The following is a 10,915-nucleotide window of genomic DNA, read 5'->3' on the forward strand; positions in this document are numbered from 1 at the left end:
CACCCACGGCCCGCCGCGGTGCAGCGACGAGTACTTCGCGTTCAGCTCGACCCGCTGCCCGCTCGGAAAGCCGCTGTAGCCGGCCGGTGCCGCGTGCCGCGTGCCGCGGGACCGCTGGGTGCGTGCCGCGGGCTCGAGCTGCGGGGCGCTGGCTGCGAGACTGCCGTGGGCTCGGGCTGCGGGGCGCGTGCCGCTTGTCGCGGGGCCGCTGGCTGCGAGACTGCCGTGGGCCGTGGGCCGTGGGCCGTGGGCCGTGGGCCGTGGGCCGTGGGCCGTGGGCCGTGGGCCGTGGGCCGTGGGCCGTGGGCCGTGGGCCGTGGGCTCGGGCCGCGTGCCGCGTGCGTGGGCTGCGTCCCGTGAGCCGTGGGCCGTGGGCCGTGAGCTCGCGCCTCGGGCGGGGCCCCGGCCTCGGGCGGGGGTGCTGCAAGGACTGCGGCCCGCGACCTGGGGCTCGAGGGGCGAGGTGAGCCCTGCGAAGCGCCAGCGCGGCCGCCCGGCAACCGGCGTCCCTCAGCCCTCGCCGGTGAGCTTTCCGCGAAGCTGCTCCAGGGTCTGCGACAGCAGGCGGGAGACGTGCATCTGGGAAATGCCCACCCGGTCCGCGATCTGCGTCTGGGTCAAGCCGCCGAAGAACCTCATCACCAAGATTGCTCGCTCGCGCTTGGGGAGTTCCTGCAGCAGCGGCTGGAGGGCTTCGTGGTTCTCCACCATCGCCATCTCGTGGTCCGGCTCGCCCATCGTGTCCGCCAGGGACAACGCCTCCGCGTCGTCGTGGACCGGCTTGTCTACCGACAGTGCCTGGTACGCGTTGCCCGCCAGCAGGCCCTCGCGGACCTCGTCGACGTCCAGGTTCAAGTGCTCCGCCAGCTCCGTCGGCGTGGGGGCGCGGCCCAGGCGCTGGGACAGCACCGCCGAGCCCTGGCTCAACGACAGGTGCAGCTCCTTCAGCCTGCGGGGGACCCGGACCGACCAGCCCGTGTCGCGGAAGTGCCTGCGGACCTCGCCCATGATCGTCGGCACCGCGAACGACAGGAAGTCGTGGCCGCGGGACGGGTCGAAGCGGTCGACCGCGTTGATCAAGCCGATCCGGGCCACCTGGACCAGGTCCTCGCGGGGCTCGCCGCGGCCCGAGAACCGGGTGGCGATGTGCTCGGCCAGGGGCAGCAGCTCGGTCACCAGCTTGCTGCGGACCACCTCCCGGCGGGGGTCGCCGGGGTCGAGGCCACCCAGTTCCTCGAACAGCGGTTCGCAGTGGGCATACTCGTCCGGGCGGTGGAGGAGGGTTTTGCGCTCGCTGCTCACGCGCTCGTTCCCGGGTTGAGCACCAGCTCGATCGTCACGATGCCCGCACCCCCACCAGGCAGCGCGTCGCAGTGCGCGGTCACCGATCGGCTCAGCGTCGTCAGGACGTGCCAGCCGAACGTGCGGTCGCTCGGCGGCCGCGGGTCGGTCGAGCGGGTCGAAACGATGACGTGCAGGCCGTCGGGGGCCAGGCGGAAGCGGCACTGCAGCTGCGAGCCGAGCTCCGCCAGCTGGACGAGCTGCGCGCACGCCTCGTCGACCGCCATCTTGGCGTCGGCGATGGCGTCCAGCCCGAAGTCCGCGCGCGAGACCACGCCGTGCGTGAGCATCCTGACCAGCGGGATCTGCTCCGCCATCGCGGGGAGCCGCAGCTCGACGAGTTCGTCGAGCAGCTCGTCGACGGTCGGCTTGCCGCCGAACGAGCTGTCGCTTCGAGTTTCTTCCATGCGGGAGGTACTACCCATCCGGTGTAATGCTGACACTTCGTGATCAGGCGTTTCGGGAATGGTCACCGGCCCAGCGCCCGTTCGAGTTCCTTCTTGGTCATCTTCGAGCGGCCGTCGATGTTCTTCTTCTTCGCTTCGTTGTAGAGCTGGTCCTTCGTCGGGCCACCCGGGCCCTTGCGGTTGCCGGACCGTTCGCCGCCGCGCTGCTGGGGCGATTTGTCCTTCAGCGACGTCTTGCTGGCCTGCCGGGACTCACCCGATTGCGCACGGTTCTTGTTCACCGTCCGTGCCGCGATCTCCTTGGCGCGTTTCGTGCTGGCGCCGCGGTCCTCGGCCGAGTCCTTGATGTGTTCGTACTGGCGTTCGCGCTTGCCGCTCCACGACTGAGGCATACCCGCTCCCTTCGTCTCGCGGGGTGGGTACCCGCTTGATCGCGCGGCAAACGTCCCGGCCGCGGCGGTTACCGCCTGCTCCTCACGGGTACGCGGGGAGCCGATGGAGAGGAGGGCCGATGCGGATCGGCTACACCCTGATGACCGAGCAGGCCGGCCCGGGCGACCTGGTCGAGTTCGCCGCCGGTGCGGAACGGGCCGGCTTCGACTTCGAGGTCATGAGCGACCACTACTCGCCCTGGCTGGACGAACAGGGCCACGCGCCCTACGCCTGGGCCGTGCTGGGCGCCGTCACCCAGGTGACCGAGCGCGCCGAGCTGATGACCTACGTGACCTGCCCGACCATGCGCTACCACCCGGCGGTGGTGGCCCAGAAGGCGGCAACCGTGCAGGCGCTCTCGGGCGGCCGCTTCACCCTCGGCCTCGGCGCGGGGGAGAACCTCAACGAACACGTCATCGGCCGGGGCTGGCCGCCGGCCAACGTCCGGCACGAAATGCTCGCCGAGGCCGTGCAGATCATCGGCGGCCTGTTCGACGGCGGCTACTTCGACTACGAGGGCAAGCACTTCCGCGTCGACTCGGCGAAGCTGTGGGACCTGCCCGAGAAGCGGACGCCGATCGGCGTCGCCGTCTCCGGTTCGCAGTCGATCCGGCGGTTCGCCCCGGTCGCCGACGCGATGATCGCCGTCGAGCCGAAGGTGGAACTGTCCCAGGAGTGGGACGCGACGAAGCTGGGCGGCGCGCCGAGCCGCAAGATCGGGCAGCTGCCCGTGTCCTGGGGCACGGACCGCGAAGCCGCCGTGAAGCGCGCGCACGAGCAGTTCCGCTGGTTCGCCGGCGGCTGGAAGGTCAACGCCGAGCTGCCGGGACCCGCCGGGTTCGCCGGGGCGACCCAGTTCGTCCGCGAGGACGACGTCGCCGGCTCGATCCCCTGCGGCCCCGACGTCGAGCCGATCGCCGAAGCGGTGCAGGAGTTCGAGAAGGCGGGCTTCACCGACGTCGCGCTCGTCCAGATCGGCGGTGACCAGCAGGACGGCTTCCTCGACTTCGCCGAGAAGGAGCTGCTCCCGGCCCTGCGTGGCTAAGCTGGTGCGGGGGCGGGCCGCCGTTCGGCCAGCTTGAGACGGTGGTCCGCCCCGGTCACCCGCAACGCCCGCCGGACCACCGGGTTCGTCCCGGTGACCACGAGCAGCTCGGTGCCGCCCGGCCCGGCCTGCAGCGCCGCGTGCAGCAGCACCCGGATCCCCGCCACGCCGAGGAAGTCCACTTCGGACAGGTCGACCACCAGCCGGTCCGGCGTCGCCCACAGGCGGTCGGACAGCAGCGAGGCGAGGTCGCCGGCGGTCGCGCTGTCGAGTTCGCCGCGCGCGGTCACCAGAACGGCGTGCAGAGCGGGCCACGCCGTGCGCAGCCGCAAGCTGGAGCGAGGTTTCATGCCGGTTCGCCACCGTCCTGATGCGGCGCGGCCGCAGCGCCGCGCTCGGGGAGTTCGAGCGGCTGCTGGTTGAACCGTGCACCCGAGACTAACCCTGCGCCGACCGCCCGCAACCGTCGTTGCTCCGAACGGGCGTGCGGCGCGCCGCGGTGGTGACCGCTCGTGCCCGGACTGACCGGGATGCAGTAATCTCGCGCTGGACCCGTTAAAGCGCTAGCGGCCCACTAGTGGCGCGCGCCCGGGTCCCCCCTGGTTGAGAGCGCCCTGTCGAAAAAGGGAGGGGCGTCACCAGGATGACGGGCGGCCATGAGCAGCTCACCGCGCGGCTGGACGAAGTCACGCTCGCGATGGAGTCGCTGACCGCGATGCTGGACAGCGAGCTCGACCTCGGCCAGATGCTGCAGGCGGTGTGCGACCACGTCGTGCAGGTGGTTCCGGGGGCGGACATGGCCAGCATCACGCTGGTGCGCGACGGCGTGCCGGAAACGGTGGCCAGCACCGACCAGCGGGCGGTCAACTTCGACCGCGAGCAGTACCGCATCGGCGACGGCCCGTGCCTGCGCGCGGCCGAGACGGGCCAGCCGGTCCGCGTCGGCGTGGGCGCGGTCGGGGACCTATGGCCGCAGTTCGTGACCTCGGCCGAGCAGCTGGGCGTGGCGAGTTTCCTCGCGGCCCCGCTGACGGTCGACGAGGACATGTCGGGCGCGGTGAACCTCTTCGGCTTCGGCGAGCACGGCTTCAGCGAGCTGGGCACCAAGATCCTCGAGCTGTACACGGCGACGGTGGTGTTCGGCCTGCGCAGCGCGCGGCGGTACTTCGCGGCGCGCGAGCTGGTCGACCAGCTGAACCGGGCGCTGGAGACCCGCGCGGTGATCGACCAGGCGAAGGGCATCCTCATGGCGGCCCACCGGATCACGGCGGAGGAGGCGTTCCAGCGGCTGGTGAAGCGCTCGCAGGACGGCAACCGCAAGCTCCACGAGGTGGCGGCCGAGTTCGTGGCGGCGGTGGCCACGACGACGGCTTGAGCCGGCGGTCAGCCGGCGGGGACCTCGTCCGGGGGTGCGTCGGACTCGACCGGGGCCGGTGGGGGTTCCGGGCGGTGCTTGCTGCGCTGGCACGTCGTGCAGACCAGGGTGCGGCCCAGCACCGTGCCGTCGTCGGCGACCACCTGGGCCACGTGCATCGTCGGGAACCCGCACACCTCGCACGGCAGGGAGCCGTCCTCGCGGCTGATGCGGAGCTGGGTGCCCATCCGGCCTCCTGGTGTGACGTGGGTCTCACCACCTTGCCCGTGTCCGGGCCGAGACCTGGGTGAATTCACTCGTTCGGCCTAGCCGGCCGGGATCTTCGGTGACGGCCGTGTCGCCCGTCGTGATCCTGGGTAACCCGCCCGCGAACGGGAACGGGATTGCCGGAGGGGAGCGGAACATGCGAGACAAGCGGAACGACCTGCGGCCGGTGTCGGACCTCCTGGTCGACGGCGACTCGGCGGAACTGGAGCGCACGCGCCACAAGGCCGCGCTGGCCGTGGCGGCGCGGGCCAAGGACCCCGAGGACTGCGCACGGCTGCTGGACATGCTCGGGCTGCACCGGAGCGGCCAGCGCAGCACCGACGTCGCCTGAGACGGGGAGGACGACATGGCCCGGCCGGTCTGGAGCGGCGCGCTGAGCCTGGGGCTGGTCACCGTGCCGGTGGAGCTGTACCCGGCGGTGGCCGACCACACGATCCACTTCCACCAGTTCGAACGCGGCACGTCGGACCGGATCCGCAACCGCCGCGTCAACGAGCGGACCGGCGAAGAGGTCACCCAGGGCGAGATCGTCAAGGGCTACGACCTCGGCGGCGGGGACCACGTGCTCGTCGAACCGGACGAGCTGGACGAGATCGCGCCCGAGCGGTCGCGCCGGATCGACATCGAGCAGTTCGTCGAGCTCGACGAGATCGACCCGTGGTTCTTCGACAAGACCTACTGGCTCAAGCCGGCGAAGGAGGACTTCGCCAAGGCGTACGGCCTGCTGCTGCAGGCGATGGACCGCAGCGAGAAGGCCGGTGTCGCGAAGTTCGTGCTGCGCGGCAAGGAATACCTCGCCGCCGTCCGGGCCGGGGAAGACGTCATGGTGCTCAACACGCTGCACTTCGTCGCCGACCTGCGGAAGCCGAAGGACGTCATGGGCAAGCTGCCGCAGCTGCCGAAGCCGCGGCCCAAGGAGCTCGACATGGCCCTCGCGCTGGTCGACGAGATGACCGCGCCGTGGAAGCCCGAGGACTACCGCGACGAGTACTCCGAGCGCGTGGAAGAGCTGATCAAGGCGAAGGAAGCCGGCAAGGAGATCGCCCACGAAGAGGAGCCGGAGCCTTCCGCCGACGTCGTCGACCTGTTCGAGGCCCTGTCGCGCAGCGTGAAGAACCGCAAGGGCGGCGGCAAGGAACCGAAGAAGAAGGCCGCGAAGAAGCCTCCGCTGTCGGAGCTGTCGAAGTCCGACTTGGACAAGCTGGCCCGCGAGCAGGGCGTGAAGGGCCGCTCGAAGATGACGCGCGCACAGCTCGAGAAGGCCTTGAAGGCGTCGTGACCGGCCCTGGCTGGCGCGAGCCGACCCTGGCCACGCTCACAAGCTTCGCCGCGCTGCAGCCCCGGACCCACCTCAGCGACCCCGCGCGGGCCCGGGCCACCGGCGTGCGCGTCTCCTACTACCTGTTCGACCTGCTCTACCACGAAGACGGCGCGCTGAAGTACGCCGGCAAGGTCGGCACCGGCTTCGACGAGCAGCTGCCTGACGTCGCTGCACGGGCAGCTGCGGGCGCGGGAGACGGCGCGGTCGCCGTTCGCCGGGCCGGTCAAGGAACCGGGCGCGCACTGGGTGCGTCCCGAGCTGGTCGCGCAGATCGGCTTCTCCGAGTGGACGCGGGACGGGCGGCTGCGGCACCCGCGGTTCGCCGGGCTGCGCGAGGGCAAGAAGGCCGCGCACGTCGTCCGGGAGCGCGCGTGAAGACTTCCCACCCGGACAAGGTGTTCTACCCCGAGGACGGCCTGACCAAGGGTGACGTCGTCGAGTACTACCGCGCCGTCGCCGACGTCATGCTGCCGCACCTGCGCGGCCGACCCCTGACGCTGCGGCGCTACCCCGACGGCATCGGGAAGCAGGGCTGGTTCCAGAAGCACCCGGGGGAGCACTTCCCGGATTCGATCCGCGTCGAGCGCGTTCCCCGCCGCGGCGGCGGCACCGACGAGTACGTCGTGTGCGAAGACGCCGGAACCCTGGAGTACCTGGCGAACCAGGGGACCGTTGAGTTCCACGTCTGGCTGTCCACTGTGGACGCCCCGGACCGCCCGGATCGGCTGGTGCTCGACCTCGACCCGCCGGACGGCACGCCGGTCGCCGAGCTGCGCGCGGTCGCGCGGCGCATCCGCGGCCACTACGAGCGGGCCGGCCTGACGGCGTTCGTCCAGGCCACCGGCGGCCGCGGGTTCCACGTCCTCGCGCCGCTGGACGCGAAGTCGGACACCGAGACCGTGCTGGAGCTGTCGCGCGCCCTCGCCGACGTCGTCGCCGGCGACGACCCCGATCGGCTGACCACCGCCCAGCGCAAGGAAAAGCGCGGCGGCCGGATCTTCCTGGACGCCAACCGCAACGGGTACGCGCAGACGTTCGTGGCCCCGTACTCGCTGCGCGCCCGCCCCGGGGCGGCGGCCGCGACCCCGCTGGACTGGCACGAGCTGGGGAAGGCGGACCCGGACGGCTGGGCGCTGGGCAAGGAGAAACAGCGGCTGGCCCGCAAGGAGGATCCCTGGCGGAACCTCGGCGAGCACGCCGGCTCGGCCGAAGCGGCCTTGAAGAAGCTCACCTGAGGAGCTTGCCCGCGGCCTTGAGGTCGGCGACGAAACTCGCGTAGGCCTCGTCCCGGTCGGGGGCGCGCAGCACCGCCGAAGGGTGCACCGTCGCCATCGCCGACGGCACCAGCTCGGCCAGCTCCGGCGGCGGTTCCAGGGGCTCGCCCCGGTGGGCGGTCAGCCGGAACTTCGGGCCCAGCAGCGCCTGCGCGGCCGTCGCGCCCAGCAGCAGCACCAGGTCCGGGCGCACCGCGCGCAGTTCCGACAGCAGCCACGGGCGGCACGCGACCACCTCGGTGCGGCCCGGCTTCTGGTGGATGCGGCGCTTGCCCTCGCGCTTGAACTTGAAGTGCTTGACCGCGTTGGTGACGTACAGGGCACCCCGGTCGAAGCCGGCTTCGTCGAAGGCACGGTCCAGGAGCTTCCCGGCGGGGCCCACGAAGGGCTCGCCCGCGAGGTCCTCCTTGTCGCCCGGCTGCTCGCCGACGACGAGTACCTTCGCCCCGGCCGAGCCCTCGCCGAAGACCGTCTGCGTGGCGTCCTGGTACAGGTGGCACCCCTGGCAGCCGGACGCCGCCGACCGCAACCGGGCCAGGTCGGTGGTGTCCGGCGGCTCGGCACCGCGGGAATCCGGCATGTGCGGCGAAATTCCCCGTCCGGGCCGCGGGTAAACGTGCCCGCCCCGGGTAGCCACAGGACAACCGCACTGGAGAGAGGAGTTCACGATGACCACCGCACGCGACATCATGACGTCGGACGCGACCTGCGCCCGCGAGTCGGACACCGTGCACGACGCCGCGGTCACCATGGCGCAGAAGGGTGTCGGCGCCCTGCCGATCTGCGGTGAGGACAACCGCCTGAAGGGCATGATCACCGACCGCGACATCGTGGTGAAGGTCCTGGCCGAGGGCAAGGACCCGCGGGCGCTCCACGTCGGCGAGCTCGCCCAGGGCGAGGTCGTGACGATCGGCGCGGACGACGACGCCCAGGAGATCCTGCGCACGATGTCCGAGCACCGCGTCCGCCGGCTGCCGGTGATCGACGGGCACGACCTGGTCGGGATCGTGGCCCAGGCCGACGTGGCCCGAGCGCTGTCCAACCCGACCGCCGGCGAGCTGGTCGAGGCCCTGTCCTACGACTGACCCGGCGTCTCGACGCAGTACGGCCGCCCCCGGCGCGAGGTTCCGGGGGCGGCCGTACTGCGGTGTGCGGTCAGGGGGTGGCGGCACCGTCCTCAGTGGACTCGCGGACCGCCTCGGCGCGGGCGATGTGCCAGGCCACCAGCGCGCCCGCGCCCACCGTGCCCCAGAGCACCAGCACCGCGTCGCGCGCGAACAGCCCGACGAGCAGCATCACCACCGCCGTGATGTCGCAGAGCACCAGCAGCAGGGGCCACCGCCGGGGCGAACGCAGCTTGCGGCCGCTGAAGGCGGCGGCGAACGCGGGATCACTCGCTTGGAGCTCCGCTTCGATCTCGCGCAGGGCGTGGCGTTCACGATCCGGGAGCATGGGGGCCTCCTCGCCTCGGCTATCGCGGGGATACCCGTTTTCCGCCGCGCCGAAGCACCGGAATCAGTGGTTGTGGCGGGGAATTCCCTTCGTCGCCGCGATGCGCTGGTAGGCCACGGCGGGCCGCAGCACCATGCCGTCGCAGAGCTGGTCGGTCATCGACCGCTGGATCTCCTGCCACGGCGTCTGCGATTCCGGCACCGGGTACCCGCCCGCCTCGGCCAGTTCCCGGTGGCGCCGCGCGAGTTCGTCGTCGGGGATCAGCACGTCGGCGGTGCCGGCGCCGAGGTCGATCCGGACCCGGTCGCCGGTCCGCAGCACGGCGAGGCCGCCGCCCGCCGCGGCCTCGGGGGAGGCGTTGAGGATCGACGGCGACCCGGAGGTGCCCGACTGGCGGCCGTCGCCGAGGCAGGGCAGCTCGTGCACGCCGCGCTTGATCAGCTCGGCGGGCGGGCGCATGTTGACCACCTCCGCCGAGCCCGGGTAGCCCAGCGGCCCGGTGCCGCGCATGACCAGCAGCGAGTGCTCGTCGACGCCGAGGTCCGGGTCGTCGATGCGGGCGTGGTAGTCCTCCGGACCGTCGAACACGACCGCGGTGCCCTCGTAGACCCCGCCGGCCAGGTACCGCTGCCGGAACTCCGGCGAGATGACGCTGGACTTCATGATCGCCGCGTCGAACAGGTTGCCCTTCAGCACCAGGAAGCCGGCGTCGGGGGTGAGGGCGGTGTCGAACGTCCGGATGACGTCCCGGTCGCCGGCCTCGGCGGTGCGGCAGTTGTCGCCCAGGGAGCGGCCGTTGACGGTGGGCGCGTCCTCGTGGATCAGCCCGTGCCGCATCAGCTCGTGCACCACGGCCGGGACACCGCCCGCGCGGTGGAACTCCTCGCCGAGGTACTTGCCCGCGGGCTGCAGGTCGACCAGCAGCGGGACGGCGTGACCGAGCCGCTGCCAGTCGTCGAGGGGCAGGTCGACGCCGATGTGCCGGGCGATCGCGCCGAGGTGGATGGGGGCGTTGGTCGAGCCGCCGATCGCCGAGCTCACCACGATGGCGTTCTCGAACGCCGCGCGCGTCAGGATGTCCGACGGCTTGAGGTCTTCGCGGACCATCTCGACGATCCGCAGCCCGGTCCGGTAGGCCATCCGCGCCCGGTCGCGGTGCGGGGCCGGGATGGCCGCGCAGCCGGGCAGGCTCATCCCGAGGGCTTCGGCGAGCGCGTTCATCGTCGACGCCGTGCCCATCGTGTTGCAGTGCCCGGGGGAGGGCGCGGACGAGGCGACGAGCTCCATGAACCCGGCATCGTCGATCTCGCCGGCGGCGAGCAGCTCCCGCGCCTTCCAGATGATGGTGCCGGATCCGGTGCGCTGCCCGTCGAACCACCCGTTGAGCATCGGGCCGCCGGACAGCACGATGGCCGGGAGGTCCACGGTCGCGGCGGCCATCAGGCACGCCGGGGTGGTCTTGTCGCAGCCGGTGGTGAGCACGACGCCGTCGATCGGGTAGCCGTAGAGGGTCTCTACCAGGCCGAGGTAGGCGAGGTTGCGGTCCAGGGCCGCGGTCGGGCGCTTGCCGGTCTCCTGGATGGGGTGGACCGGGAACTCGATCGCGATCCCGCCGGCTTCGCGGATGCCCTCGCGGGTCCGGTCGGCCAGCTGCAGGTGGTGGCGGTTGCAGGGGGTGAGATCGGAGCCGGTCTGCGCGATGCCGATGATCGGCTTGCCGGACTGCAGCTCCTCCCGGGTCAGGCCCCAGTTCTGGTACCGCTCGAGGTAGAGCGCGGTCATCCCGGGGTCGGCGGGGTTGTTGAACCAAGCTTCGCTGCGCAGTCCCATACCGGCTAGTCTGGCAACGGCGGTCCCGGATTGCACGCCCCGCCTCAAGCGCCCCAATGTGGCGTTCGGTGCGTCCAGCGCACCCAATGTGGCGTTCGGTGCGTTGGACGCACCCAACGCCACATTGGGGCGCTGGGGACTCAGCCGAGCCCGTTGAGGCCGATCACCCGG

Annotated in this window: 15 protein-coding genes; 7 read left to right on the forward strand and 8 right to left on the reverse strand. The window is 71.8% G+C overall.

Features of this window, described 5'->3' with window-relative positions; genetic code table 11:
• Positions 1–510: 510 nt before the first annotated feature.
• The 3 genes from ACWEF6_RS42010 to ACWEF6_RS42020 form a co-directional block, all read right to left on the reverse strand.
• Positions 511–1,302: a SigB/SigF/SigG family RNA polymerase sigma factor gene (locus ACWEF6_RS42010; RefSeq protein ID WP_449680246.1), complete on the reverse strand. Its 792-nt coding sequence runs from the start codon at positions 1,300–1,302 to the stop codon at positions 511–513.
• The gene (locus tag ACWEF6_RS42015) at positions 1,299–1,748 is read right to left on the reverse strand and encodes an ATP-binding protein (RefSeq protein ID WP_310970546.1); all 450 of its coding nucleotides are present in this window, start codon (positions 1,746–1,748) and stop codon (positions 1,299–1,301) included. The genes ACWEF6_RS42010 and ACWEF6_RS42015 overlap by 4 nt, the downstream gene beginning before the upstream one ends.
• A gap of 62 nt (positions 1,749–1,810) precedes the next feature.
• On the reverse strand, positions 1,811–2,140 hold the full coding sequence (locus tag ACWEF6_RS42020; protein ID WP_191314474.1) for a plasmid stabilization protein: 330 nt from the start codon (positions 2,138–2,140) through the stop codon (positions 1,811–1,813).
• A gap of 119 nt (positions 2,141–2,259) precedes the next feature.
• Here ACWEF6_RS42020 and ACWEF6_RS42025 point away from each other — a divergent pair, with 119 nt between their 5' ends.
• Entirely contained in the window at positions 2,260–3,225 is a 966-nt protein-coding gene (locus ACWEF6_RS42025; protein ID WP_449688055.1) for a TIGR03557 family F420-dependent LLM class oxidoreductase, read from the forward strand.
• On the opposite strand, the gene ACWEF6_RS42030 is transcribed toward ACWEF6_RS42025, so the two are convergent.
• Complete coding sequence (locus tag ACWEF6_RS42030) at positions 3,222–3,575, reverse strand: STAS domain-containing protein (protein ID WP_449688056.1); 354 nt, start codon at positions 3,573–3,575, stop codon at positions 3,222–3,224. The two genes, ACWEF6_RS42025 and ACWEF6_RS42030, sit on opposite strands and share 4 nt — an antisense overlap.
• Before the next feature lie 293 nt (positions 3,576–3,868).
• Between ACWEF6_RS42030 and ACWEF6_RS42035 the strand changes: the two genes are divergently transcribed.
• The gene (locus ACWEF6_RS42035) at positions 3,869–4,600 is read left to right on the forward strand and encodes an ANTAR domain-containing response regulator (RefSeq protein ID WP_191314477.1); all 732 of its coding nucleotides are present in this window, start codon (positions 3,869–3,871) and stop codon (positions 4,598–4,600) included.
• 8 nt (positions 4,601–4,608) lie between these two features.
• Here ACWEF6_RS42035 and ACWEF6_RS42040 read toward each other — a convergent pair whose 3' ends face one another.
• Positions 4,609–4,827, reverse strand: a complete 219-nt coding sequence (locus tag ACWEF6_RS42040) for a hypothetical protein (RefSeq protein ID WP_449688057.1) — start codon at positions 4,825–4,827, stop codon at positions 4,609–4,611.
• Between the two features lie 176 nt (positions 4,828–5,003).
• Here ACWEF6_RS42040 and ACWEF6_RS42045 point away from each other — a divergent pair, with 176 nt between their 5' ends.
• From ACWEF6_RS42045 to ligD, 4 genes are all read left to right on the forward strand, one after another.
• Positions 5,004–5,198 (forward strand): hypothetical protein, encoded by a 195-nt coding sequence (locus ACWEF6_RS42045; protein ID WP_449688058.1) that lies wholly within the window; start codon positions 5,004–5,006, stop codon positions 5,196–5,198.
• Between the two features lie 15 nt (positions 5,199–5,213).
• Complete coding sequence (gene ku / locus ACWEF6_RS42050; protein WP_449688059.1) at positions 5,214–6,146, forward strand: non-homologous end joining protein Ku; 933 nt, start codon at positions 5,214–5,216, stop codon at positions 6,144–6,146.
• A gap of 222 nt (positions 6,147–6,368) precedes the next feature.
• Positions 6,369–6,563, forward strand: coding sequence for an ATP dependent DNA ligase (locus ACWEF6_RS42055; RefSeq protein ID WP_449688064.1), 195 nt, complete (start codon positions 6,369–6,371; stop codon positions 6,561–6,563).
• Positions 6,560–7,423, forward strand: coding sequence for a non-homologous end-joining DNA ligase (ligD, locus tag ACWEF6_RS42060; RefSeq protein ID WP_449688060.1), 864 nt, complete (start codon positions 6,560–6,562; stop codon positions 7,421–7,423). Before ACWEF6_RS42055 ends, ligD begins: the two co-directional genes overlap by 4 nt.
• On the opposite strand, the gene ACWEF6_RS42065 is transcribed toward ligD, so the two are convergent.
• Positions 7,416–8,042 (reverse strand): UdgX family uracil-DNA binding protein, encoded by a 627-nt coding sequence (locus tag ACWEF6_RS42065; protein ID WP_449688061.1) that lies wholly within the window; start codon positions 8,040–8,042, stop codon positions 7,416–7,418. The two genes, ligD and ACWEF6_RS42065, sit on opposite strands and share 8 nt — an antisense overlap.
• A gap of 88 nt (positions 8,043–8,130) precedes the next feature.
• Between ACWEF6_RS42065 and ACWEF6_RS42070 the strand changes: the two genes are divergently transcribed.
• Positions 8,131–8,547 (forward strand): CBS domain-containing protein, encoded by a 417-nt coding sequence (locus ACWEF6_RS42070; RefSeq protein WP_310970564.1) that lies wholly within the window; start codon positions 8,131–8,133, stop codon positions 8,545–8,547.
• 70 nt (positions 8,548–8,617) lie between these two features.
• Here the strand turns inward: ACWEF6_RS42070 and ACWEF6_RS42075 are convergent, their stop codons facing one another.
• Both ACWEF6_RS42075 and ACWEF6_RS42080 read right to left on the reverse strand, forming a co-directional pair.
• On the reverse strand, positions 8,618–8,914 hold the full coding sequence (locus ACWEF6_RS42075) for a DUF3040 domain-containing protein (RefSeq protein WP_449688062.1): 297 nt from the start codon (positions 8,912–8,914) through the stop codon (positions 8,618–8,620).
• Positions 8,915–8,977: 63 nt separating this feature from the next.
• Positions 8,978–10,915: IlvD/Edd family dehydratase (locus tag ACWEF6_RS42080; RefSeq protein WP_449688063.1), on the reverse strand; the 1,938-nt coding region annotated here is incomplete at its 5' end.

The sequence above is a fragment of the Amycolatopsis sp. NPDC004772 genome, from assembly GCF_053601215.1.